This window comes from Thioreductor micantisoli (assembly GCF_055392745.1).
This window is the reverse complement of record NZ_AP043760.1, coordinates 1,601,984-1,625,105: the sequence shown is the minus strand read 5'-3', so window position 1 is coordinate 1,625,105 and position 23,122 is coordinate 1,601,984. Positions and strand designations below refer to the sequence as shown.

The 23,122-nt window shown below is 26.9% G+C and carries 28 protein-coding genes; 15 read left to right on the top strand and 13 right to left on the bottom strand.

The window, feature by feature from the left end:
• Window positions 1-2: 2 nt before the first annotated feature.
• The 6 genes from ACZ5OA_RS08695 to kdsA all read right to left on the bottom strand — a co-directional run bounded on the left by ACZ5OA_RS08695 (window position 3) and on the right by kdsA (window position 3,902).
• Entirely contained in the window at window positions 3-710 is a 708-nt protein-coding gene (locus tag ACZ5OA_RS08695; protein WP_464907457.1) for an inositol monophosphatase family protein, read from the bottom strand.
• On the bottom strand, window positions 710-1,459 hold the full coding sequence (locus ACZ5OA_RS08690; protein WP_464907456.1) for a thioredoxin fold domain-containing protein: 750 nt from the start codon (window positions 1,457-1,459) through the stop codon (window positions 710-712). The genes ACZ5OA_RS08695 and ACZ5OA_RS08690 overlap by 1 nt, the downstream gene beginning before the upstream one ends.
• Window positions 1,456-2,151 (bottom strand): orotidine-5'-phosphate decarboxylase, encoded by a 696-nt coding sequence (gene pyrF, locus ACZ5OA_RS08685; RefSeq protein ID WP_464907455.1) that lies wholly within the window; start codon window positions 2,149-2,151, stop codon window positions 1,456-1,458. Before pyrF ends, ACZ5OA_RS08690 begins: the two co-directional genes overlap by 4 nt.
• Entirely contained in the window at window positions 2,148-2,555 is a 408-nt protein-coding gene (nusB, locus tag ACZ5OA_RS08680; RefSeq protein WP_464907454.1) for a transcription antitermination factor NusB, read from the bottom strand. The genes pyrF and nusB overlap by 4 nt, the downstream gene beginning before the upstream one ends.
• Window positions 2,555-3,019 (bottom strand): 6,7-dimethyl-8-ribityllumazine synthase, encoded by a 465-nt coding sequence (gene ribH / locus ACZ5OA_RS08675; protein WP_464907453.1) that lies wholly within the window; start codon window positions 3,017-3,019, stop codon window positions 2,555-2,557. Before ribH ends, nusB begins: the two co-directional genes overlap by 1 nt.
• 94 nt (window positions 3,020-3,113) lie before the next feature.
• Entirely contained in the window at window positions 3,114-3,902 is a 789-nt protein-coding gene (gene kdsA / locus ACZ5OA_RS08670; RefSeq protein WP_464907452.1) for a 3-deoxy-8-phosphooctulonate synthase, read from the bottom strand.
• 56 nt (window positions 3,903-3,958) lie between these two features.
• Here kdsA and ACZ5OA_RS08665 point away from each other — a divergent pair, with 56 nt between their 5' ends.
• Genes ACZ5OA_RS08665 through ACZ5OA_RS08640 form a run of 6 tightly spaced genes read left to right on the top strand, consistent with a single transcriptional unit; the run spans window position 3,959 to window position 9,808 of the window.
• Entirely contained in the window at window positions 3,959-6,016 is a 2,058-nt protein-coding gene (locus tag ACZ5OA_RS08665) for an EAL domain-containing protein (RefSeq protein ID WP_464907451.1), read from the top strand.
• Window positions 6,013-6,756 carry a diaminopimelate epimerase gene (dapF, locus tag ACZ5OA_RS08660; protein ID WP_464907450.1) on the top strand — a complete coding sequence of 248 codons (744 nt, stop codon included), beginning with the start codon at window positions 6,013-6,015 and terminating at the stop codon, window positions 6,754-6,756. Before ACZ5OA_RS08665 ends, dapF begins: the two co-directional genes overlap by 4 nt.
• Window positions 6,757-6,808: 52 nt before the next feature.
• On the top strand, window positions 6,809-7,237 hold the full coding sequence (gene flgB / locus ACZ5OA_RS08655; protein WP_464907449.1) for a flagellar basal body rod protein FlgB: 429 nt from the start codon (window positions 6,809-6,811) through the stop codon (window positions 7,235-7,237).
• A gap of 9 nt (window positions 7,238-7,246) precedes the next feature.
• A complete protein-coding gene (gene flgC, locus ACZ5OA_RS08650) occupies window positions 7,247-7,738 on the top strand; it encodes a flagellar basal body rod protein FlgC (protein ID WP_464907448.1) in 492 nt (163 codons plus the stop codon).
• Window positions 7,739-7,741: 3 nt separating this feature from the next.
• Window positions 7,742-8,047 carry a flagellar hook-basal body complex protein FliE gene (gene fliE, locus ACZ5OA_RS08645; RefSeq protein ID WP_464907447.1) on the top strand — a complete coding sequence of 102 codons (306 nt, stop codon included), beginning with the start codon at window positions 7,742-7,744 and terminating at the stop codon, window positions 8,045-8,047.
• A gap of 6 nt (window positions 8,048-8,053) precedes the next feature.
• Window positions 8,054-9,808, top strand: coding sequence for a peptidoglycan D,D-transpeptidase FtsI family protein (locus tag ACZ5OA_RS08640; RefSeq protein WP_464907446.1), 1,755 nt, complete (start codon window positions 8,054-8,056; stop codon window positions 9,806-9,808).
• Between the two features lie 13 nt (window positions 9,809-9,821).
• On the opposite strand, the gene ACZ5OA_RS08635 is transcribed toward ACZ5OA_RS08640, so the two are convergent.
• The 3 genes from ACZ5OA_RS08635 to ACZ5OA_RS08625 form a co-directional block, all read right to left on the bottom strand.
• A complete protein-coding gene (locus tag ACZ5OA_RS08635) occupies window positions 9,822-11,969 on the bottom strand; it encodes an MGDG synthase family glycosyltransferase (RefSeq protein WP_464907445.1) in 2,148 nt (715 codons plus the stop codon).
• A gap of 256 nt (window positions 11,970-12,225) precedes the next feature.
• On the bottom strand, window positions 12,226-13,725 hold the full coding sequence (locus tag ACZ5OA_RS08630; RefSeq protein ID WP_464907444.1) for a DHA2 family efflux MFS transporter permease subunit: 1,500 nt from the start codon (window positions 13,723-13,725) through the stop codon (window positions 12,226-12,228).
• A gap of 1 nt (window position 13,726) precedes the next feature.
• On the bottom strand, window positions 13,727-14,839 hold the full coding sequence (locus ACZ5OA_RS08625) for an HlyD family secretion protein (RefSeq protein ID WP_464907443.1): 1,113 nt from the start codon (window positions 14,837-14,839) through the stop codon (window positions 13,727-13,729).
• 119 nt (window positions 14,840-14,958) lie between these two features.
• Here ACZ5OA_RS08625 and ACZ5OA_RS08620 point away from each other — a divergent pair, with 119 nt between their 5' ends.
• Both ACZ5OA_RS08620 and ACZ5OA_RS08615 read left to right on the top strand, forming a co-directional pair.
• A complete protein-coding gene (locus tag ACZ5OA_RS08620; RefSeq protein WP_464907442.1) occupies window positions 14,959-15,444 on the top strand; it encodes a hypothetical protein in 486 nt (161 codons plus the stop codon).
• Window positions 15,445-15,556: 112 nt separating this feature from the next.
• Window positions 15,557-15,745: a hypothetical protein gene (locus tag ACZ5OA_RS08615; protein ID WP_464907441.1), complete on the top strand. Its 189-nt coding sequence runs from the start codon at window positions 15,557-15,559 to the stop codon at window positions 15,743-15,745.
• On the opposite strand, the gene recO is transcribed toward ACZ5OA_RS08615, so the two are convergent.
• The gene (recO, locus tag ACZ5OA_RS08610; RefSeq protein WP_464907440.1) at window positions 15,742-16,353 is read right to left on the bottom strand and encodes a recombination protein RecO; all 612 of its coding nucleotides are present in this window, start codon (window positions 16,351-16,353) and stop codon (window positions 15,742-15,744) included. The genes ACZ5OA_RS08615 and recO overlap by 4 nt on opposite strands.
• Before the next feature lie 335 nt (window positions 16,354-16,688).
• The gene (locus tag ACZ5OA_RS08605; protein ID WP_464907439.1) at window positions 16,689-17,045 is read right to left on the bottom strand and encodes a DsrE/DsrF/TusD sulfur relay family protein; all 357 of its coding nucleotides are present in this window, start codon (window positions 17,043-17,045) and stop codon (window positions 16,689-16,691) included.
• Window positions 17,046-17,139: 94 nt separating this feature from the next.
• On the opposite strand from ACZ5OA_RS08605, the gene ACZ5OA_RS08600 reads away from it, so the two are divergent.
• On the top strand, window positions 17,140-17,469 hold the full coding sequence (locus ACZ5OA_RS08600) for an ArsR/SmtB family transcription factor (protein ID WP_464907438.1): 330 nt from the start codon (window positions 17,140-17,142) through the stop codon (window positions 17,467-17,469).
• 1 nt (window position 17,470) lies between these two features.
• Window positions 17,471-18,076, top strand: a complete 606-nt coding sequence (locus tag ACZ5OA_RS08595; protein WP_464907437.1) for a class I SAM-dependent methyltransferase — start codon at window positions 17,471-17,473, stop codon at window positions 18,074-18,076.
• 28 nt (window positions 18,077-18,104) lie between these two features.
• Here the strand turns inward: ACZ5OA_RS08595 and ACZ5OA_RS08590 are convergent, their stop codons facing one another.
• Both ACZ5OA_RS08590 and ACZ5OA_RS08585 read right to left on the bottom strand, forming a co-directional pair.
• On the bottom strand, window positions 18,105-18,554 hold the full coding sequence (locus ACZ5OA_RS08590; protein WP_464907436.1) for a type II toxin-antitoxin system PemK/MazF family toxin: 450 nt from the start codon (window positions 18,552-18,554) through the stop codon (window positions 18,105-18,107).
• Entirely contained in the window at window positions 18,551-19,411 is an 861-nt protein-coding gene (locus tag ACZ5OA_RS08585; RefSeq protein WP_464907435.1) for a menaquinone biosynthesis family protein, read from the bottom strand. The genes ACZ5OA_RS08590 and ACZ5OA_RS08585 overlap by 4 nt, the downstream gene beginning before the upstream one ends.
• A 55-nt stretch (window positions 19,412-19,466) precedes the next feature.
• Here ACZ5OA_RS08585 and recA point away from each other — a divergent pair, with 55 nt between their 5' ends.
• Genes recA through ACZ5OA_RS08560 form a run of 5 tightly spaced genes read left to right on the top strand, consistent with a single transcriptional unit; the run spans window position 19,467 to window position 23,083 of the window.
• Window positions 19,467-20,510, top strand: coding sequence for a recombinase RecA (recA, locus tag ACZ5OA_RS08580; RefSeq protein ID WP_464907434.1), 1,044 nt, complete (start codon window positions 19,467-19,469; stop codon window positions 20,508-20,510).
• Window positions 20,507-21,772 (top strand): phosphopyruvate hydratase, encoded by a 1,266-nt coding sequence (gene eno / locus ACZ5OA_RS08575; RefSeq protein WP_464907433.1) that lies wholly within the window; start codon window positions 20,507-20,509, stop codon window positions 21,770-21,772. Before recA ends, eno begins: the two co-directional genes overlap by 4 nt.
• Window positions 21,773-22,024 (top strand): phosphopyruvate hydratase, encoded by a 252-nt coding sequence (locus ACZ5OA_RS08570; RefSeq protein WP_464907432.1) that lies wholly within the window; start codon window positions 21,773-21,775, stop codon window positions 22,022-22,024.
• Entirely contained in the window at window positions 22,021-22,596 is a 576-nt protein-coding gene (locus tag ACZ5OA_RS08565) for an AMIN domain-containing protein (RefSeq protein ID WP_464907431.1), read from the top strand. The genes ACZ5OA_RS08570 and ACZ5OA_RS08565 overlap by 4 nt, the downstream gene beginning before the upstream one ends.
• Complete coding sequence (locus ACZ5OA_RS08560; RefSeq protein ID WP_464907430.1) at window positions 22,583-23,083, top strand: shikimate kinase; 501 nt, start codon at window positions 22,583-22,585, stop codon at window positions 23,081-23,083. The genes ACZ5OA_RS08565 and ACZ5OA_RS08560 overlap by 14 nt, the downstream gene beginning before the upstream one ends.
• Window positions 23,084-23,122 lie beyond the last annotated feature (39 nt).

Sequence of the window (23,122 nt, the reverse complement as noted above, 5' to 3'; positions counted from 1 at the left end):
TTTTATCCTTTAAATAGTATATTAGAAAGTATATCAAAATCTTTTTTTCTTTTTGCTACTAATATAATATTATTTTCTATTTTAATATTTAAATGACTATTAAAATGCAGTCCTGCTGCAATATCAAAATCTCTAATATCACCTTTAAAAATTACAGCTTTGCATCTATGAGCGAGTGCCAGAGACAAGGCTAATGCACCAGGGGAACGATATTTTATACTGTTTTGTGCTAGTTTTTTACAAATATCAATATTTGCATATGCTTTTTCAAATAAAATTATTTCATTAATTGAAGGAGTAATTTTTTTATTATAAAAAATATTATTTTCAATTCTTCTGTTTTTACTTTTATAAAAATAATCTCCCGTAGCTAAATTTACAACAAAAGATTTAATTACTTTATTATTTTTTTTAATAGCTATACTACTACCATAATAAGGGAAAGCATTTGAAATATTAAAACTTCCATCAATTGGGTCAATAACAAAGGTTTTATTTTTGTTGTTATCAAGTAATCCACACTCTTCAGAATAAATATTTCCCTGTTTTGAAAAGTGTTTTATAAAAATTTGTTCAGCCAAAAGGTCGATGTTCATAGAAACATCCCCTCCAAAGCCTTTTTGGGTTTTATCAAAAATAGATTTATTACTGCTATGAATTAATCTTATTATTTCTCTGCTAGCAATTTTACAACTTTTTAAAAATTTCATTATTTAAATATACTTCCTCTATTTTTTATTTCATTCATATTTTTATCATAAAAACTTGGAGTTCCTCTTGCGCCTAATTCTGTAGCTGCTTTTTCAGCTTTTGAAATTATTTTATTAATATTTTCTTTTTCTTTAGTAGTTGTTTTGAATTTTGACCAAGCATTACCACCATCTAATGTCTCTTTAAATCTTTTTGCTTTTTCTTGATTAGTTTTTGCACTTAAAATATAATAAATCATAGCTTTTGAGTGTTTATGAAATGATAAAGGCATAAAAATTACATGAATTGTATATTTATCTGATAAATGAGCTTTTTCTGCTAATTTTTCTGCTTTTTGACAAAATGGACACTGAGGGTCAGTCACTATATATAAATCTTTTTTACCGTGACCCATTGTAAAAACAACTCCATTTTTTACAGTTTGTTTATTTCCTGTAAATGGTTTTGCTGGATAAGTTGGATGAATGATTTGTTTTGTTTGATTATTTAAAATATTTCCTAAAATAGTATATTTTAAATTTTTTGTTATAAATATATTTCCAGCACCTCTTTTATCGTAAACTGTAATTAAATAAAAATCACCTTTATCTTGACCTTTTACTTTAAGGCCTTTTTTTAATTTTGGAGCAACTTGATTATAAATAGGTGTTGCTTTTAAAATTTTTAAAGCTTCAGTTTGGTTTAAAACTCTATCATTAGCAAAAAGTGATACTGCTAATAAAAGTCCTATTGATAAAAATTTTCTCATTTTTTTTCCTTTAATTTTTGTATAATTTTTTCAACTACTTTTTTTGGATTTCCTGACTTATAAATAGGTCTTCCAACTACGATAAAATTAACTTTTGCTTTTGTAGCAAAGTCAATATCTGCTACTCTTTTTTGGTCCCCTCTATCTTCTCCAAACGGTCTAATACCTGGAGTTAGGGTTATAAAACTATCATTTGTAATTTCTTTGATATCTAAACTTTCATATGCACTGCATACAACTCCATCAAGTCCTTCTTCATAACTCATTTTAGCAAATTCGTTTGCTTTAGTGGCTATTGGTAATTCATAAATTTCTTCAAAATTTTTTTCATCGAAACTTGTCAAGACGGTTACTGCTAAAACTAATGGTCGTTTTTTATACTTTGATAATCTATCCATTATAGTTTTCATAGCAACTCTTCCGGCACTTGCGTGAATATTAAACATATCCACACCCATTTTTGCTATTTCTTCAGAAGCATCAGCCATTGTGTTTGGAATATCATAAAGTTTTAAATCTAAAAAGATTTTAAAACCTAAATTTTGAAGCTCTTTTACAAACTTCACTCCATCTCGAATATAACTTCTAAAACCAACTTTTAGCCAAATATCAGTGCTTAAACCAGATATATTTTTTGCTAATTGTAGATTTTCTTCTTTTGAAGGTAAATCAAGAGCTATACAAAGTTTCATTTTTCTTTCTCTTTTGCTATTTTATCAAGCATACCATTTATAAATCTTGTAGAATTTTCACTGCTTAGAAGTTTTGCTATTTCCACTGATTCATTAATTACAACTTGATAAGCTAAATCTGTAAATAAAATTTCAAATACTGCCAGTCTTAGAATAGCTTTATCAACTTTATCAAGTCTTGAAAAATCCCACTCTTTAGTTAAATGGCTTTTTATAACTTCATCAATTTCATTTAAATGTTCTAATACACCTTGAAAAAGTGAATCAGCAAATTCGTGTTTTGCACCTTTTATTTTTCTTTCATCTAAATATTCATTAGATTGTTTAGTCATATCATCATTACCTAAATCAAGTGCATAAAGCATTTGAACGACTGCTGTTCTTGCTTGAGTTCTTGTTGCCATTATATTACTTTATAAAGGTTTATCATTTCAATAAGCCCCGTCATTGCATCAAAACCTTTGTTTCCGGCTTTCGTTCCAGCTCTCTCAATTGCTTGTTCGATTGTATCAGTTGTTAATATTCCAAATGTTACGGGAGTTGAATGTTTCATCGTAGCACTTGCAATTCCTTTTGTAGCTTCGGCACTTATATAATCAAAATGAGGAGTTGCACCTCTAATAACTGCACCAACAGTACAAACGCCATCATATTTTTTACTTTCTAAAATTTTTTCAAGAGCAAAAGGAACCTCAAATGCTCCTGGAACTAAAATTAAATCTAAATTAAATTCAGTTCCGCCATGTCTTAAAAAGGCATCTTTGGCACCTTCAACAAGTCTATCTGTGATCAAATGATTGAATCTTGCTGAAATTATTGCTATTTTTGCATTTTTATCTAAACTTAAATTACCTTCTATTATATTCATATAAAAACCTTTTTTTGAAATTATATCAAAACTCATCTAAAATTAAGTCTATTAATTTAGGTACTGATTAAATAATCTATTTGTCTCAATTATATCAAACATTATTTCTTATTTTATTAATATCTCCAAGCAGACTTTTCAAATCATCAAGTTTTAACATATTTGGCCCATCACTTAAAGCATTGTTTGGGTCATAATGAGTTTCAAAGAAATATCCATCCACTCCAATAGCTGCTGCTGCTTTTGCAAGAGGGGCAACAAATTCTCTTTTTCCTGTGCTTTTACCACCAGCACCTCCAGGCATCTGAACTGAATGAGTTACATCAAAAATAACTGGTGCAAACTTTCTCATAATAGGAAAACTTCTCATATCAACAACTAAATTTCCATATCCAAATGTTGTTCCTCTTTCGGTTAGCCAAACATTATGTTTTTTAGAATTTTCATAGTTTGCTTCATTACAACCACGAGTTTTAAGGACTTTTAAAACAGAATATTTCATATCTTCGGGGTTCATAAATTGACCTTTTTTGATATTTACTATTTTATCTGTTTTAGCGGCTTCTACGAGTAAATCAGTTTGACGACATAAAAATGCAGGAATTTGTAAAACATCAACTACTTCACTTACTGGTTTTACTTGAATTGTTTCGTGAATATCAGTTAAAAGTTTATATCCAAAAGTGTTTTTCACTTCTTCTAATATTTTAAGTCCTTCATCAAGCCCAGGGCCTCTAAAACTATCTAAACTAGTTCTATTTGCTTTGTCATAACTAGCTTTGAAGTAAAATTCATATTTTTCGTTTGCATAACTTAAACTCTCAGCAATTCTCATAATTTGATCACGACTTTCAATTACACAAGGTCCTGTAATTAATATCATTTATTTATCCTTTTTTGATACAATTATAACAAAATAAATTAAAAGGTCGATTTTTAATGAAATTAAATAGAAAGAGTATTTCAAAAGCTATTATTATTTTACCTATTATTAGTATTATTATTACATCTTTGCTAATTACAGGAGTTGCTGTTATTTCAATCAATCAAGCCTTTGAAAAGCAAAAACAAGAAACTGCTAAGAAATTTATGCAAAACCTTCAAAAAACTACAAAAGAAAAAGTAGATATGACTTATAATATAATTGATTTTATGTATAAAAAACATTTAAGTGATTTTAAAAATAGAGAAAAAGTACAACAAAGGGTAATAAAAATTATTCCTAAATTTTTTGATAATTTTAAATGGAAAAAAAGTGGATATGTTTTTATTACTGATTTAAAAGGAAATGTGATTTATCATATAAATCATAAATTAATAGGCAAGAATATGTGGAATTTAGTTGTTAATGGGCAAAAACCTGCACAACTTTTTATAAATAAAGCAATTCATTATCCAAAAGGTTCATATGTAGAATATATTCCATATACAAAAGAAGGAAATTCAAAAAAAGTTTCTTATGTTAAACTTTATAAACCATTACATATTTTAATAGCTTCAGGTGTTTATTTGAATTGTCTTAATAAAGATTTATTAGAAATTCAAAATAAAGAGCATAAGTTACTCATGAATTTACTTACAAAATTCATTTTGATATCAATACTAAGTTTAATTATAATGGGTAGTGTTATATTTCTTTTATCTAAAAAATTACAAAATTTATTTTTTAAATATGGAAATGAATTACAAAAAGAGAAAGAAAAATTTAAGAAAAAAGCTTATTTTGATAATTTAACAAATCTTTATACAAGATATGGGGCTAAATATGAATTTGAAAAAATAAAAAAAAGCGTAGATGTTAATCATAAAAAAACAGCAATTTTATTTATAGATTTAGATCATTTTAAAGATATAAATGATTCATTAGGTCATAATATTGGAGATGAAATTTTAAAAGTAGTGGCCAACAGACTTAAAAAATGTGTAACTATCAAAGATAAAGTTATTAGATTTGGTGGTGATGAATTTATAATTATTTTAAATGAAATTAAAAATAAAAAAGAGGTAGAAGAACTTGTTGAAAAAATTTTGCTTGTTATAAAATTTGCAATAAATGTAAATAATAAAAGTTTTTATGTTTCTGCAAGTATTGGCGTTACTATTTATCCTGATGATGCTGATGATTTTGAAACTATTGTTAGATTTGCAGATTCTGCTATGTATGAAGCAAAAAAAATGGGGAAAGATAGATATACATTTTTTAAAAAAGAGATAAGCCAAACAGCAGATGAAAAATTACAACTTAAAAATGAAATAAGAAAAGCTATAGAAAAAAATGAATTAGAAATATATTTTCAACCACAAATTGATAAATTAGGTAAAACTTATGGTGCTGAGGTATTAATGAGATGGAATCATCCTGATAAAGGTTTAGTCTCTCCTTTTTATTTTATTCCATTGGCTATTGAAATAGGAATTATTGATAAGCTAGATTCGTGGGTGATAGAATCAGCTATAAAACAACATATTAAATGGCAAGAAAAAGGTTATTATCCTGTATTATCTTGTAATATAACAGTCTATCAACTAGAAAAAGGAACATTTGCTAAAGATTTAAAAAAATTACTTGAACAATATAATTTTGATGTAAAATATTTAAATATAGAAGTTACAGAAGAAGGACTTATGAAAAATCCAGAATTATCTATAGAAATGCTTAATGAAGTGAATAATTTGGGAGTAAAAATAAATGTTGATGATTTTGGAACTGGATATTCTTCATTTGCATATCTTAAAAAGCTTCCAGTTAACAAATTAAAAATTGATAGAGAATTTATAAAAGATATTCCATATGATAAAGATGATGAAGTTATTACAAAAAGTATGATAAATTTAGCTAAAAATATGAATTTAAAAAGTATAGCAGAAGGTGTGGAAAAAGAATCTCAATTAGACTTTGTATTATCAAATGGTTGTGATTATATTCAAGGGTATTTTTATTCACCACCAATTCCAGTTGATGAATTTGAAGAAAAGTTTTTAAAGGATAATAAATGAATGTAACAAAATATAGTGCAAGTGGAAATGATTTTGTGATTTTTCACACTTTTAGAAAAGAAGATAGAAGTGAATTAGCAAAGAATTTATGTGATAGACAAGAAGGAGTAGGAGCGGATGGACTTATAGTTTTAGTTCCTCATGAAATATATGATTTTGAGTGGCAATTTTATAATGCTGATGGTAGTGTTGCGGCTATGTGTGGTAATGGAAGTCGCGCGGTTGCTCATTATGCTTATATAAATAATTTAGCAGATAAAAATATGAAATTTTTAACAGGAGCGGGAGTTATTAGTTGCACGGTTGATGGAGATATTGTCGAAACAGAGCTTACAAAACCAAAACTTATAAAAGATTATTTTACAGAAGAGGGGTATGAGTGGATATTAATTGATACAGGAGTTCCTCATTTGGTGGCACTTGTTGAAGATATTACAAAGTTTGATAAAGAATTAGCTAGAAAAATGAGACAAAAATATAATGCTAATGTGAATTTTGCAAAATTTGAAGATGGAGTTTTAAAGGTTAGAACTTATGAAAGAGGAGTAGAAGATGAAACTTTGGCTTGTGGGACTGGAATGTGTGCAAGCTTTTTGAGTGCAAGAAATAAAAAATTTATAGATAGTTATTCAAAAGTTTATCCGACAAGTAATGAAGAGTTAGAAGTTAGTTTTAATGATGATACACTCTTTTTCAAAGGTAAAGTAAAAAAAACATTTGATGCGATTGTAAAAGTGTAAAACATAACTTTTAGGAATAAGATTTGCTTATAAAAAATAAAAAGGAGTATCAATGAGTTTTGAAATATCTAAATCATTTAAATATTTAGAATCAAGTTTGCAATATAGAGCAATTAGACAAGATTTAATTTCTGGAAATATTGCAAATGCTGATACTCCTTATTATAAATCAAAAGATATAGATTTTGAAAATATGCTTAGTAAAGAAGCATCAAAAGAATTTAATAAAAATGATAATAAATTAGAGCTTGCTCGAACTACTGAAAATATGATGCCAGCAATAGAAGAAGAAAATAGTGATGAGCCAACTATATTTTTTAGAGATGGACATTTAGCAAGAAATGATGGAAATACAGTAGATTTGGATGTGGAAAGCACGGAACTAAGCAAAAACAATATGATGTATAATGCAGATATAGAAGCATTGAAAAAACAGGCATCTATTTTTAGAGCTGTAATAGCATCAACTAAAAATATATAAGGATAAAAAATGAGTTTTATGAGTAGTTTTGATATTAGTGGATATGGGCTTTCAGCTCAAAGATTTAGAATTAATACAATATCTAGTAATATCGCAAATGCAAATACAACTGAGACTCCAGAAGGTGGGCCGTATAGAAGAAAAGAGGTTGTTTTTAAAGCAATTAATTTTGATAAACAACTTAATAATGAGCTTAAAACAAACTATTTGAAATATTCAAATCCTTTAGATGAAGAAGGAAATAATGGGATTGAAGCAAAACCAGCTTTAACTACTGTTTCAGTCGCCAAAATAGTAAGAGATGATTCAAAACCAATTCTTAAATATGAGCCAAATAATCCAAATGCAAATAAAAATGGATATGTTGCTTATCCAAATATTAATCCAGTTATAGAAATGTCCGATTTAGTAGAAGCAACAAGAAGTTATCAGGCTAATGTAGCAGCATTTCAAAGTGCAAAAACAATGGCAAGTAGTGCTATAAGTATTTTAAAAGGATAACAGATGGCAATTAATGTAAATAATATAGGAAATATTTCCACTCAAGATCTGTTAAAAAATGATAATAAAGTATCTAACAACGAAAGTGGTCTTAATTTTGGTGATATGCTAAAAAAAGAGATTGATTCTACAAATGAAACAATGGAAAATTCTCAAAAAGCGGAAGTAGATATAGCTACAGGTAGTGTAAAAGATTTAGCAAAAGCGAATATCGCTATAGAAAAAGCTGATTTGAAAATGCAAATGATGTTAGAAGTTAGAAATAAAGCAATTAGTGCATATAAAGAATTATCAAAAATACAAGTTTAATAGTTAATGTCCAATAAATCACATAATAAAATTACATTAAAGATAAGTTTTTTATTTCTTTCTTTTATTGCTCTTATTTTATTATTTTTAGCAATGATATTTCATTTAGATTTTTACAAACCAAATTTTATGATATCTACTATGATATCTAAAAAAAATTTAGCCTTACGAGGTAAAATAATATCAAAAGATAATCAACTCTTAGCAAAGAATGAAAAAGTATATGAGTTAGCTGTTTTTCAAAACTATATAAACCCAAATAAATTTGATCTATTTATAAATTTACTCTCTATTTATACAAATACTCCCAAAAGTTATTTTATACAAAAATTTAAAACTGCAAAAGCTAATAGAGTAGTTTTATTAAAAAATATACCTTTTAAAATTCAAAAAAATTTAAAATATTTATCAGATGTTTTAGCTATAAAAAAAGTGTTTCTTGAAAATAAAAAAACTCATATTATTTATGGATTGGATATTTATGAAAAGCCTTCAAAAAGAGTTTATAGATTAAAAAATATTCTAGAACCTGCACTAGGTTTTACATCTTATTATGATTTTAAAAATGGATATCGTTTGATTGGAAAATCAGGAATTGAGAGATATTATGACGAAGCTCTGCAACCTAAGCAAAATGGGATTGTTAAGGGGTATAGAGATGTTAAAAATAGAATTATATATGATAATAAAGTTGTTATACAAAGAAAAATAGATGGAGATAATGTAGTTTTAAATGTTAATTCTATTTTCCAAAAAAAAATAGAAAATATGCTTGACACTATGAAAAAAAAGTTAAAAGCAGAGGAAATTTTAACAATTGTAATGGAGAGTAAAACAGGAAAAGTAATCGCAATTGCTAGTTCAAACAGATATAATCCAAATCATATAACTAACGTAAAAAATCTTAAAATATCTCATATTCAATATAATTATGAGCCTGGTTCTGTTATGAAACCTATTATTTTATCTATTTTATTAGAGCATAATAAAGTAAATCCATTAGAAGTTTTAAATGCTCACAATGGTATTTGGTATTTTAAAAGACATTTTACAATTTATGATGATGATAAATTTAAGTGGCTTAGTGTTACTCAAGCAGTTATTCATTCAAGTAATATAGTATTTGCTCAATTAGGACTTAGACTAACTCCATCTGAATTTAGAAATGGACTTTTACAATTTGGATTTAGCAAAAAAAGTGGTATTGATTTACCTTATGAATATAGGGGTCGTTTGTTTTCTGTAAAAGAGTTTCAAAGAGAAACTCATAGAGCAAGTATGGCATTTGGATATGGGATTCAGCTTAATTTAATTCAACTTTTAAAAGCTTATAATATGTTTAATAATTATGGAATAATGGTAACTCCAAAGATTGCTTATAAATATGGAAATAATATCATCCAAACTACAAAAAAACAGGTAATTTCACCAGCTATTGCCGAGACGGTTTTGCAAATTCTAAGAAAAGTTGTTCTAAAAGGAACAGGGGTAGCAGCGAAAGTGGATGGAATTTTTACAGCAGGAAAGACAGGAACAGCTAAAATAAATAAAAATGGGAAATATATAAAAGGTTTGTATAATTCTACTTTTATAGGCTTTGCAGATGATAAGACTCATAAATATACCATAGCAACACTCACTATAAAACCAGATAAAAAACACTATTTTGCGTCTCAAACTTCTGTTGTAGCATTTAAGAATATCGTAAATATTATGCTTGAAATGAATATGCTTAAGAAGATTGAATCAAATAACAATTAAAATTTACCAACTTTTATTTTTTATTTAAATATTCACTATTTTTTAAAAAGCTTCTGCTCCAAAAAGTAATTTTTGGAAGTGTTTTTTTTGATTTAAAAAAATTTTTTAAATCATTTGCTAAAGCCCTATAATAAATATAATAATGAAAATCACACAAATATGTATTTTTATTTTTTATATTTCCAAAATCACTGTGTAGATTTTCAAAATATAAACGGGGGTCACCATAATACATCACTAAATGTTTAGAAACTGACATTTCAAGAAAATCTTTTGAATTGCTTACTATATGAGTTAAAGAACGTATAGGCTGTTTTAATGAAAGGGGAAAACGGCAATAGTTATAATCAGTATGAGCACCAGGAACCATATGATAAGCCACAAGGTCTGTTTTCACAGAAGTATCAGATTTGAAATTTTTTTTAGCTTTTTCAAATGAATTTAAAGGCATTGAAGGTAATTTAAATTTATCATATATATTTGAATCTTCATAATCTCCAGCTTGAAGTATTTTATCAACAACATCTGCACAATTAAATTTTGTTTTATCCCATTTTATAAGTCCTTGTTTGAAATCATTTTCAATACGATAAACTTCAGCTATCATAGCCGTTAAACAATGTGCAGGAATACCAGTTACACGAAGTCCAATTGTTTCTCTACCATAAGCCATACCATATGTATTGGTATGTATTTGTGAGGGAGATGGAGGTTTTACCCCATAAAGATAATCTACAAGACTTAAATGCTGTAAAAAATTAGAATCAATAGAAGGATTTGCAATATAATTTGCACTGTAAACCGTTTTATCTACACGAATAGCAATATGCCCAAATGGATTTTCCCATATAATATGCTGTGGAGATTGAGAAGTTGCATAAGATAAAAGCAATTCAACTTCAGCAGGAGAATTGGCATTAAGCTGTGATAATGCATTATGGACATTAAGAACAGGTTCACCATTTTCAGCACCAAAATCATTTGGTAAAGAAAATGGAATAAAATTGTCGCTAAGAGCAAATTTAACAATTTTTTCAATTTTGAAGTTTTCTTTAAATTTTTTCTGGGCTTTACGCATTGCTTCTTTTTCTATAGGATTAAACAAAAATGTTTGTAATAATTTAGCTGCTTGATTTGTATTTGCAGCAAGTTTAGCAACCCCAAGCTTAGCAAAAAAAGCAGCATTTTCCCTTTCATGACCGCTGACTACATTTAAAAGAATAGTAGGAACACCTGTTGAGAATGCTTCTACAGGTGTTAACCCTCCTGCTTTAGTTATTAGCGTATCGGCTACACTCATTAAAGAAAGCAAATTATCATGTGATAATAAAGAAAAAATTTTCAGTTCTACTTTATCAGACATATTCTTTTTTAATTTTTTAAGTAAAAATTGTTGTTTTTTATTTTTTCCACAAACAGCAATAATTTGTAAAGGCTTTTTATAATATAAAATAATATCTTTAATCAATGCAGTATAATTTCCAACTCCTTCTTTTCCAAAAGTAATTAATATTATTGGCATATCTTCTACTAAACCATATTTATTTAAAATTATTTTTTGCTCTTTATATCCGTAATCAGGAACATATACAGGCATACCGGTTGTCATAATCTTATCAGAAGGAACTCCTGCTGCAAGCCACATTTTTTCCAATTCACTATGTGCAAGAAAAGTTTGATCTATTCGTTTAGAAATTCTAGAAAAATAGCCTTGAAAAAAATCGGTATGAAGCCATCCTATTTTAATATCTTTTAACTTGCCTTTTTCTCTTAAATTACCTAAAACTTGTGCTGCTCCATAATGGGTTGATAAAATTATATCTGGCTGTTTAGTTTTTATAAATTCAAAAACTTTTTCATCAGGATAATCATTTGGCAATAAAGCAAGAGATGGAATACTATTACCTCGTATCTGAATTTCTTGAAAAAGAACATCAAATAGTTTTGGACAATTGCCAGCCACAAGCCAATAAACTTTTTCATCAATTTTACGCCATAAAGGATTCATAAAATCACGAATATCCTTCAAAATAACAATAGAACTTGAATTATATTTTAATATTTCTTTTTTAATGGCTTCGGCAGCACTGATATGCCCATAGCCAATAGAAGAATAAAAAATTATAATTTTTTTATTTTGTTTCTGTGAATATATATTCATATTTAGACCTCATTATTTTTCATAAAAATTGATAATTAAAATATATTATATCATATTTGTATTAATTACTGAGAAGAATATTTATTTGAGAAAAAATGTATAATATTCATAATAGAAATAGCGGAGATGATGGGATTTGTTTCTAATTATGCATTTCCAACATTTTTTAAATCATTATCTATAATAAATTTTAAAGTTTTTATAATTTTATCTTGTGAATGATTAAAAAATTGTTCTATTTTTGCTATATTTTGAATTAATTTTTTTCTTTTTTTAGTAACAACATAAAAATAAAAATAGCACCCAAAATTCCCCAAAGACCGGCATGTATCCACACAGATTTATATCCATAATTCATAGCCATAAAATGTTCATATTGTCCAAATAAAACCTCTCCCATTTCATTATATAGAGAATGAAGTTTAGCAAGTATAGAGTATGTTAATGTTTGATTTTGTAATTCGCTAATAGCATTAAATTTTTGTTCTGTAAAATATACCAAATCATTTGTTGCAATTGCAGTTCCAAATCCTGCACCGATAAATCTTAAATAATCTGTAATTACAATTGATTGTTCTTTAAATTTGCCTGAATTATTTAGAATTAGCACAGTAATTGGTGCGAAAAACATACCTAAAGCTACTCCAAAAAGCATTGTCTTTATAACTGCCATATAAAATGGTGTGTAATAGTTGATTGTAGGAAATAAAATTAAAGTTGAAATGAGGTAAAGTATAGCTGCTATTGAAAGTGTGAAACTTGGTGAAAATTTATCTACGAGTTTTCCTGCAACTATACTGAATATTCCTATCCAAATTCCAAAACCTAAAACTCCTATTCCTGCTACACTTGAAGGAAGCCCTTTGATGTGTTCGTAAAAATATGGAAGTAAATAAAAATATTGAAACATTGAAAAACCAAATAGCACCATAAAGATTAAAGCACCAATTGTAAAGTGATAATTTTTAAATAGTGAATATTCAAATACTTTAATTTCAGAAATAATCTCATTTATTGCAAAAAATAGAGTAGAAAAAATGGTTATAAAAATCAAATAAACAATAAAAGATGAATTTAACCACCCATATTGTTGTCCTTTGGAAAGTAAAACCAATAATGAAACGGTTGAAATAGATAAAAAAATCAAAGATAATATGTTTATTTTTGGAATTTCTCTTTTACTTTTATCAGGTAATAAAAGTGAGCCAAAAATTATTAAAATCACGCCAATAGGAACATTTATAAAAAAGGCACTTCTCCACGAAAAATATTGAGTTAAATATCCTCCAAGAGTAGGACCAACTGCAGGAGCGAAAGCTACTCCCAAAGCAAAAATTCCCATTGCAATTCCTCTTTTTTGTGGCGGAAAATAGTTAAATACCATAACTTTAGCACTTACCATTATTAGAGCTTCTCCAAATCCTTGAAAAACTCTTGAAAAGATTATAAATTCTAAACTATTAGAAATTCCACAAAAAAATGAAAATATAGTAAATATAGTTATTCCTAAAATATAGGTATTTTTATTTCCTATGAGTTTAATTATTGGATGAGTTACTAGAAATCCAAGTGCAGCGGCAATCATAAATGATGTGATTACCCATTGCGCTCCATATAAATCAGTTGATAAAGGTCCTTGAAGTCTTGGCACCATTACATCTACAATGGTGGTATCTAAAACTGCCATAAAAACCCCGACGATAGTTAAAACTACCCAAATTGAAAGTTCTATTTTGTTTGATGATTTTATATACATTTTACTTTTTTATAGTTACTTTACAACTCATACCAACTTTTAACTTCTCATCTGGATTTAATATTTTTAGTTTTACTATAAATCTTTGAGTAAGTTTGGTAAATTCTCCACTACTTAAATCTCTTGGAACTATTGCAAATGTAGATGCACTTGTTGGTAAAATAGTTTCTACTTGTGCTTTGTAATCTTTATCTAGAGCATCTATATGAATGGTGGCAGGATTTCCTATTTTTAAGCCTTTTAATTTAGTTTCTTCTAAAAAAATAGATGCATAAATATCTTTTGGATTTACAAGAGTAACTATGTTTTCTCCTTTTTTAATTACTTCAAATTTGTTTACATATTTTTTGGCGATTATTCCATTAAATGGAGCATAAATGAAACTATCTTTTATTTTTTCTTCAATTAATTTGGCTTGTGAAGTCATTGCTTTTTTAGAATTAATTAGAGACTTAATTGTTTTTGAAAGTTTTTGAATATCATTTTTTTCATTTTCAATAAGTTTTTGTTTTATAAGTAAATCATTTTTGGATAAACTTATAGCATCTAAACTTTTTTGAGCAGATTCGATTTTGAATTTCATTGAATTATAATTTGTAGTAACAGTTTCGTATTCATTTTTTGATACTTTTTTTCTTTGGTATAAAAATGAGTATCTTTTATAATCATCTTTTAGCTTTTTAAGTTCTACTTTCATAGAATTTATATTTAATCTGTTTGCTTCTATATTTTTGTTTAATATTTTTAATTGATTTTCATTTAATTTACTATTTAATTTAATATCATTTATGAGCTTTTCTTTCCCAGCTTGCATAGAATCAATTTTGTTTTGAAGTGATAAAATATTAAATTTAGTTTGATTTAGTGTAGTGTTTAGTTCTAATGTATCTAATGCTGCAATTAATTGATGTTTTTGAACTTTATCTCCTGATGTAAAAGGTAAATAGTTGATTTTACCATCAACTTTGAAAGAGAGATAAGTCAAAGAGTCTGTTTTGATAAATCCAGCATTACTTGTTACATAATTTTCATTATAATTTATATATTTTATTAAAAATCCAACAGATATAATTATTAAAATACCAAGAATTAGTAGTGCAATCTTTTTTTTCATTTAAATGCCTTTTAGTTTTTTATAATTATACCAACTATTTAGTCTATTTTTAAAAATTTACTAAATTAATTTTAAATTCATTTAAAAGTTGTAAAATTAAATAAAAAAAGGAGAATATTATGAAAAAATATTTAGCTTTAGCCTTATTAGGTTCATCTTTATTTGCACAAAGTGAGTTTGTACAAAAGTATAATATTGATTTAAATATTCAAACAAATAAATCTGTTTTAAATCAGATAACGAATTTAAATAAAGAAGTGAAAAATAATAAAAAATGTAAAATAAAAGAGAATATTAAATATACAAAAAAAGATAAATATCCATATAATATTATTTTAAATATATCTTGTAATACAAAAGATAATAAAGATATAAATAAAATTAAAAATATTACTAACGATATTGTAAAGTTAAAAGATGTAAAAATAGAAGAATATGCTACTCAAACTTATCAAGCAAGCGAGGAAAGATATAAAAATGAAAAAGAATTTTTAGATAAACATAAAGATGCAATTAAAATGATAAATAGACTTTCAATTATGCAACAAAAAATGCAAAAAGAGATGCAAAAAGAATTTGAAGAAATGCAAAAATTATTTAATTAAAGTAACTAATTGTAAAAAAAGTAGGGGAATAAAAATTTTTTATTTAATTGCTTCTAATTTAGTAGGAAATTAAGTATAATTTATAAATAGTTATTTAATTAAAGGAGCAATTATGGATGCAATAAAAAAGTATTGGAAAAATCCACTATTTTTAATAGGTATGTTTTTATGTGTTCTTGGAACGCTTACAGCAATTGCCGGGGCTTATCATGCTGGAGTATGGATTGAGTTAGCTGGATTTACTGTTGCTATAATAGCAATTTATTTAATTAATCGAAATTCAGATGAAAAAATTCATTAAATTCCCAACATTAAAATATGAAAAAGAGATTCTATCTCTTTTTCATCGAGAAGTAGAGTTTTTTTTTCATTAAATAGTGTTCTAATTTTTTCTATTTCAAACCCTTTTTTAGGTATACATTCTTCACAAGCAGTTAAATATCCTCTTGCTAAATTTACTCTATTTTTAATAGGTTTTTCACATAAGAAACATTCAAAATCATTATGAAGTCTTCCTTCAAATTCAAGAAGTTTTACATAATTCTCAACTAAAACTCTTTTAGGATTTCTATCAAAATTGTGAGTTATATTCATAAGCATATCAAAATAAAAACTATCAATTTCTTCTATTTCAAAAAAATGTTCATTTAATAGTTTTATAAAATTTTGCCATATTATCATTTTATTTATATCTAATAAAAAAGTAAATCCAATTTGCATAACATTTCTTAAACGATTTATTTGTACTGCTGTTTCTTCTTCTTCAAAATCAATTAAAAATCCTACATTGATTGTAGAGTGTCTAGCTCCATAAAAACGGTAAAGTCTTAAAACTCTGTTTTTTGTAAGAATTGTAACAACCAAATCTTCTTCTTTCACAAGAGTTGTCTTCAGAATAAAACCTCTCAAAATGTTCCTTTTAGTAATAAGAATACTTTATTATAACAAATATAGCTTATTTTAATATAAATTTAAAGTCTAATTAAATTAATATATAAAAGAAATTATTATGAATTTATTAAGTTTTAAGACTTAATTAAAAAAGCTAAATTTATTTTGGAAAACTTTATAAGTGAAGTAAGATATTTTTGGATGGTAACTCCAAAAGATAATAAAATTCCATTAGATCCAAATGATAAAAATCAAAATAAGAAGTAAAAATATAAAATAAACTCTATATTTTTACTAAAAGTTATATAAGATTACGATAAATTATATTTTTAAATTAAAAATTAGCAAAAAAATTAAAAAGTCATTACTTTATCGCATTCTTCTACCCACTTAGCTAAATCTTTCATAGTGGATTTAATATTATCATTAAAATATGGCTGATTTTTAAAAATCCCACATCTTGTTTGACAGGTTCCACAAACTTTAAGTTTTACACCGTTTTGATACATTTCTTTAAGCATTGCTACTAAATCTGTATCATAATTTTCAGGTTTTTTATAACAGTTTCTTGCCATATCAACAGAATTATTCATCAAAAAAATTCTAACTTCATTTCCATTTTCAAACAAAGTTTTAGCAAGTCTAAGTCCGTTCCAAGTAACATCACTTCCATCATAAGGTTCATGGTTGAAAATAAATAAAATTTTCATAATTACTCCTTGTTTTATAATTTAGCTATTTAGCTTTTTTGCTAAATATTGAAATGTATGGTATAATTTTTTATAAAAAAAGTCAAGGATTTTTATGTTAACATTTGAAGAAAAAATTAAGGCTTTTAAGGCACTTGGTCATAAAACACGACTTAAAATATTTTTAAATATTTTAAGAAAACCTTATGTTTGTGGAATTAATAAAAAAGCTAAAGAAGATGATATTATTTCTCAAGCTTTATGTGTTGGAGTTATTGCAGAACAATTTGATTATTCATTGCCTACTATTTCAAGACATATAAAAGAATTAAAAGAAGCAAATTTAATAAAAATGGAAAAAATAGGTAATAGAATTTTTTTAGAACCAAATATAAATGTTATAAAAGATTTACAAGAATGTTTTGATTCTATAGTAAAGGAATAAAATGCTTTTTGATGAATTAGTAAAAGATTATGAGAGTTGGTTTGAAAAACATCCTGAAATTTATGAAGAAGAAATAAAAACCATTAAAAAATTATTACTCGAGGGAAAAGGTATTGAAATAGGAGTTGGCACCGGTAGATTTGCAGCACCACTTGGAATAAAATTTGGGATAGAACCAAGTAGAAAAATGGCTGAAGTTGCTAAAAAAAGAGGAATTAAAGTTGTAAATGTAACAGCAGAAAAGATGGAATTTGAAGAAGAATTTGATTTTGCTTTAATTGTTACAACTATATGCTTTGTAAAAGACCCTTTAAAAACAGTTCAAAATATATATAAAGCTTTAAAAAAGGGCGGATTTATATTGGTTGCTTTTGTAGATTTAAATTCACCTCTTGGTAAATTTTATGAAAAAAATAAACAGAAATCTAAGTTTTACAAAGTTGCTACCTTTTTTATAAAAGATGATATCATCAAATTGCTTAAAAAAGCGGAATTTAAAGATTTTGAATGTGTAGAAAATTTATATGGAGAGGATTTGGATAATTTAACTTTTGGAATAAATAAATGTAATAATGGAACATTTAAAGTTATAAGAGGTAAAAAATAGGAAAATATAAATTAGTAAAAAGTAACTTTTATAGAATAAACTCTATAATTTTACTTACTTCTTCTATCTCTTCCCCAGTTAATTTTGCAATCAAACCTCTATCCCATAGAAATTTATTTACTCCAATAATTCCAATTGCATTACAAACTATTTCGCTTGTTTTTGGTAAATTATCGTGGGTATTTATTCTATATCTCATCGCTCCACCAATTAATTGAGAGCTAAGAGGTAAAACGATTACAGAATGATAATCTTCCTTGAAACAAGCTTGATTTAAAAAGTTGTTTTGCCAAATCACAAATGGTCGTTTTTTTGATTTTTTTGTAATTTTGGCATAATAAATTTCACCTTTTTTGAAGTTAATCGGAGCAATTCCTTCATAACCATTTTCAATAAAATCAGCAAAGCTGAATTGTTGGCTTCGAGGTTTACATTTTAGTGAATTTTTATTATTTTCATACCATTCTTCATAAGTCAAGATTCTCTTACCTTTTTATACTCTTTTGGGATTAAATTTTCTTTTGCATCAATGAGTTCTGGATAAAATCCTGCATTAAATCCAAGTTCAAAAAGTTTATTTATAGCTTTTAATTGAATATCACTCATACTTATACTTTCATCATTTGCATAAAGTGAAAGGTATTTTTTGAGAGTTTCGCTATCAACTCTTACTAAATTTCTCTCAATTAACATTTTAGAAAGCAAATCTTTGTGAGTGTTTCCAACTTCCACAGCTTTTTTTAGAATCTCTTCTATGTTTATTGCATCAAGCAAAGGAATACTTCTTCTAATAGCCATTCCTCCAAGTGGAAGTGGTAAATTTTCTTTGTTTAATTCATTCCAAATATCCCAAATTTCAGCTTCAGTTTCTAATCTTTCATCATAATTTAAAATTGATTCATGGATTAGTACTCCTGCATCTACTTCGCCGTCAAGTACTGCTTTTTCAATCTCTAAAAAGTTATAATATTTAATTCTGGCTTCTGGGTATTTAAGTCTAAAAATTAGAGCATTCGTAGTATATTTTCCACTAAGGGCAACTTTGAAGTTTCTTTTTAGCTTTTTGCCTTTTAATTTGATAAGTTTAGGTCCATAGCCTTCTCCAAAACTTACGGCAGTTCTAAGAAGAGCATATTCATTTGAGATGTGTGGATAAAGTCCAAAGCTAATCGCACTAACATCCCAAAGTCCTGCTAATGTTTGTTGATTTAAGGTTTCTATATCATCTGCTTTGTTTTTAAAGTCGTAATCACTGCTAACCCATCCAAATTTGATAGCATAATACATAAATATATCATCTGCATCAGGAGAATGTGCTAAATCTATTTTTTTCAAGTTAAGCCTTTTTTTGATATAATTATACTAAAATAAAATAAAAAGGTTTTAAAATATGGATGATAAAAAACAAAAAGCCTTAGATTTAGCTCTAAAACAACTTGATAAACAATTTGGAAAAGGAACGATTCAAAGACTTGGTGATAAAGAAATAGAACCAATTGAAGCTATTCCGACTGGAAGTTTTGGATTAGATTTGGCTCTTGGAATAGGTGGTATTCCAAAAGGAAGAGTAATTGAAATTTATGGACCAGAAAGTTCAGGAAAAACGACACTTACACTTGAAATAATTGCACAAGCTCAAAAACAAGGTGGAGTCGCTGCATTTATCGATGCTGAGCATGCGTTAGACATTATGTATGCAAAACATTTAGGTGTAGATGTAGAAAATCTTCTAATTTCACAACCAGATTATGGAGAACAAGCTCTTGAAGTTGTGGAAACAGTTGCAAGAAGTGGAGCTGTAGATGTAATTGTAGTCAATTCAGTAGCAGCACTTACTCCAAAAAGTGAAATTGAGGGGAATATGGGTGATGCTCAAGTAGGAGTTCTGGCTAGACTTATGTCTCAAGCTCTTAGAAAACTTACAGGTGTGGTTCACAAAATGAATGTAACTATTATTTTTATTAACCAAATAAGAATGAAAATAGGAATGATGGGATATGGAAGTCCAGAAACTACAACAGGTGGAAACGCTCTTAAATTTTATTCATCAATTAGACTTGATATTAGAAGAATTGCAACTCTTAAACAAAGTGATAAAGAAGTTGGAAATAGAACAAAAGTAAAAGTGGTAAAAAATAAAGTTGCTCCTCCATTTAGAATAGCTGAATTTGATATTATGTTTGGAACTGGTATTTCAAGAGAGGGTGAGCTTGTTGATTATGGTGTAAAGCTTGATATAATTGACAAAAGTGGTTCTTGGTTTAGCTATGGTGCTGATAAATTAGGTCAAGGAAAAGAAAAAGCTAAAGAGTATTTAAAGGACAATCCAGAAGTTGCCTTAGAAATTGAAAATAAAATTAAAGATGCTCTTGGAATGAGTTTAAATAGTATGCTTGAAATTAATGAATCAATAGAAAAAGGAGAAACGGAATGATTTATATAGAAAATATTTATGCAGATGAAGTTTTAGATAGTAGAGGAAATCCTACAGTTAGAGCAACAGTTGAACTTAGTGACGGAAATGTTGCAGATGCTATCGTTCCAAGTGGTGCATCAACTGGAAGTAAAGAAGCAATTGAGCTTAGAGATGATGATGAAAGATATCTTGGAAAAGGTGTTTTGAAAGCTTGTGAAAATGTAAATGGTGTAATTGCAAATGAACTTATTGGGCTTAGTCCTTATGATCAAGGTGCAATTGACCAAATTATGATTGATTTGGATGGAACTAAAAACAAAGCAAAACTTGGTGCAAATGCAATTCTTGGTGTTTCAATGGCAGTGGCACGTGCAGCAGCTAAAAGCTTAGATTTACCACTTTACAGATATTTAGGTGGAAGTAATGCCGTAGTTTTACCAACTCCAATGTTAAATGTAATCAATGGTGGAAGTCACGCGGATAATAATGTAGATTTTCAAGAATATATGATTATGCCAGTTGGATTTGATAATTTTAGTGAAGCCTTGAGAGCAGCAGTTGAAACTTATCATTCACTGAAAAAATTACTTGCTGATAATAATCATTCTACTTCACTTGGTGATGAAGGTGGATTTGCTCCAAATCTAAAAAGTAATGAAGAACCACTTCAATATTTAGTAAAAGCTATTGAAAAAGCTGGATATAAAGCAGGTAAAGAGATAGCAATTGCTATGGATATTGCTGCAAGTGAAATTTATGAGAATGGAAAATATATTTTAGCTAGTGAAAACAGAGAGCTAACTTCTGCTGAACTTGTAGAATATTATGAAGATTTATGTAATAAATATCCTATCGTATCTATCGAAGATGGACTTGATGAAAACGATTGGGATGGATTTAAACTAATGACTGAAAAACTTGGGAATAAAATTCAATTAGTTGGAGATGATTTATTTGTAACAAATAAAGATCTTTTAGATGAAGGTATCGAAAAAGGAATTGCAAACTCAATTTTGATTAAACCAAATCAAATTGGAACTGTAAGTGAAACTATGCAAACAGTTAGACTTGCTCAAAGAAATGGTTATAAATGTGTAGTAAGTCATAGAAGTGGTGAAAGTGAAGATGCATTTATTTCTGATTTTGCAGTAGCATTAAATTGTGGTGAAATAAAAACAGGAGCGCCTGCAAGAGGTGAAAGAAATGCTAAATATAACAGACTTTTGGGAATCGAAAGAGAGTTAGGTTTACCAGAATATATTGGAAAAGAACTTTTCTAATTGAAAGAGCTTAATTTTGATTTTTTAGACAAAAAAGAGTTTGATTTTAAGCTCCTTTTTGTCATATTTGCAATTTTGGCAATGGCTATTTATATAGGATTTTTGATTTATGGAGATAGAGGGATTAATAGATTAGTTGAGTTAAAATCACAAAAAGATGTTTTAGCTAAAAGAACCCAAAAGCTTAGAAAAGAGAATGTGAAGCTTCAAAAAGAGTATTTTGGATTAAAAGATATAGAAGGTGATAAATGAAAAAAATTATTTTATTTTTATTAGTAAGTATTATTTTAAATGCAAGAGAAAATCCATTTGTACCAGTAATTACTAATGAAAATAAAAATTTAATAAAACAAGAAATTCTTCAAGAAACAAATGTAACACTTCCAAGTGATGCAAGAATTTTAAAATCAGTTACATTTACATATCAAACTTTAACAGGCTCTATTTTAAATAAAACTATAATTATAAATAAAGCTATTAATTGGCATTCTCCTGTTTATATTTTCCAAAAAAAGATAAAAAATGATGTAAAAAAAATAAAAGTAGCTTTTTTAACTTTTTATATTGATAAAAAATATAAAGTTTTAATATCTTCAAAAGATAAAATGATTAGACATTTTGTATTAGTTGAGCCATTTAGAGTTATTTTTGATTTTAAAGCAAATAGAAGTTTTTTGACTTATAAAAAGAATATAAATAGTTTTATAAAAAAAGTTGTTGTAGGAAATCATAATGGTTTTTATAGAGTAGTTTTATATACTGATGGAGTTTACAAACCAATAATTAAAAAAGTTACAGAAGGGTATTTGATTGATTTTAAATAAGAATATAATTCTTACAGGGTTTATGGGAAGTGGAAAAAGTACAATTGGAAGAATTCTTGCAAAAAAATTAGAGCATAGTTATTTTTTGGATACTGATAGTTTGATTGAAAGTTTTGAAAATAGAGAAATTAGTGATATTTTTGCAAATGAGGGTGAAAAGTATTTTAGAAAGGCAGAAAAAAGAGTTTTTAATTGGATAAAAAATGATGTTAAAAATGCAATAATTTCCACAGGTGGGGGACTTCCTATTTGTGTATCAGAAATCAAAGAAGCTGGAATAGTGATTTATTTAAAAGTAGAATTTGATGATATTGTAAAAAGATTAGATGAAAAAGAGATAAAAAAACGCCCACTTTTTGCTGATTTAACAAAAGCAAGAGAATTGTTTTTATTAAGAGATGAAATTTATATGAGACTTGCTGATTATACTATTGAAAATAGAAATATTGAAGAGAGTGTGGAGAGTATATTAAAGCTTATTAAATAAACTACTAAAAATTTGATATTATTATATAAATATTATTTT

What these genes read in the sequence shown, in the direction of transcription:
- ACZ5OA_RS08695 (WP_464907457.1), bottom strand. Translation starts at nt 710, where the DNA reads ATGAAATTTTTAAAAAGTTGTAAAATTGCTAGCAGAGAAATAATAAGA.
- ACZ5OA_RS08690 (WP_464907456.1), bottom strand. Translation starts at nt 1,459, where the DNA reads ATGAGAAAATTTTTATCAATAGGACTTTTATTAGCAGTATCACTTTTT.
- pyrF (WP_464907455.1), bottom strand. Translation starts at nt 2,151, where the DNA reads ATGAAACTTTGTATAGCTCTTGATTTACCTTCAAAAGAAGAAAATCTA.
- nusB (WP_464907454.1), bottom strand. Translation starts at nt 2,555, where the DNA reads ATGGCAACAAGAACTCAAGCAAGAACAGCAGTCGTTCAAATGCTTTAT.
- ribH (WP_464907453.1), bottom strand. Translation starts at nt 3,019, where the DNA reads ATGAATATAATAGAAGGTAATTTAAGTTTAGATAAAAATGCAAAAATA.
- kdsA (WP_464907452.1), bottom strand. Translation starts at nt 3,902, where the DNA reads ATGATATTAATTACAGGACCTTGTGTAATTGAAAGTCGTGATCAAATT.
- ACZ5OA_RS08665 (WP_464907451.1), top strand. Translation starts at nt 3,959, where the DNA reads ATGAAATTAAATAGAAAGAGTATTTCAAAAGCTATTATTATTTTACCT.
- dapF (WP_464907450.1), top strand. Translation starts at nt 6,013, where the DNA reads ATGAATGTAACAAAATATAGTGCAAGTGGAAATGATTTTGTGATTTTT.
- flgB (WP_464907449.1), top strand. Translation starts at nt 6,809, where the DNA reads ATGAGTTTTGAAATATCTAAATCATTTAAATATTTAGAATCAAGTTTG.
- flgC (WP_464907448.1), top strand. Translation starts at nt 7,247, where the DNA reads ATGAGTTTTATGAGTAGTTTTGATATTAGTGGATATGGGCTTTCAGCT.
- fliE (WP_464907447.1), top strand. Translation starts at nt 7,742, where the DNA reads ATGGCAATTAATGTAAATAATATAGGAAATATTTCCACTCAAGATCTG.
- ACZ5OA_RS08640 (WP_464907446.1), top strand. Translation starts at nt 8,054, where the DNA reads ATGTCCAATAAATCACATAATAAAATTACATTAAAGATAAGTTTTTTA.
- ACZ5OA_RS08635 (WP_464907445.1), bottom strand. Translation starts at nt 11,969, where the DNA reads ATGAATATATATTCACAGAAACAAAATAAAAAAATTATAATTTTTTAT.
- ACZ5OA_RS08630 (WP_464907444.1), bottom strand. Translation starts at nt 13,725, where the DNA reads ATGTATATAAAATCATCAAACAAAATAGAACTTTCAATTTGGGTAGTT.
- ACZ5OA_RS08625 (WP_464907443.1), bottom strand. Translation starts at nt 14,839, where the DNA reads ATGAAAAAAAAGATTGCACTACTAATTCTTGGTATTTTAATAATTATA.
- ACZ5OA_RS08620 (WP_464907442.1), top strand. Translation starts at nt 14,959, where the DNA reads ATGAAAAAATATTTAGCTTTAGCCTTATTAGGTTCATCTTTATTTGCA.
- ACZ5OA_RS08615 (WP_464907441.1), top strand. Translation starts at nt 15,557, where the DNA reads ATGGATGCAATAAAAAAGTATTGGAAAAATCCACTATTTTTAATAGGT.
- ACZ5OA_RS08605 (WP_464907439.1), bottom strand. Translation starts at nt 17,045, where the DNA reads ATGAAAATTTTATTTATTTTCAACCATGAACCTTATGATGGAAGTGAT.
- ACZ5OA_RS08600 (WP_464907438.1), top strand. Translation starts at nt 17,140, where the DNA reads ATGTTAACATTTGAAGAAAAAATTAAGGCTTTTAAGGCACTTGGTCAT.
- ACZ5OA_RS08595 (WP_464907437.1), top strand. Translation starts at nt 17,471, where the DNA reads ATGCTTTTTGATGAATTAGTAAAAGATTATGAGAGTTGGTTTGAAAAA.
- recA (WP_464907434.1), top strand. Translation starts at nt 19,467, where the DNA reads ATGGATGATAAAAAACAAAAAGCCTTAGATTTAGCTCTAAAACAACTT.
- eno (WP_464907433.1), top strand. Translation starts at nt 20,507, where the DNA reads ATGATTTATATAGAAAATATTTATGCAGATGAAGTTTTAGATAGTAGA.
- ACZ5OA_RS08565 (WP_464907431.1), top strand. Translation starts at nt 22,021, where the DNA reads ATGAAAAAAATTATTTTATTTTTATTAGTAAGTATTATTTTAAATGCA.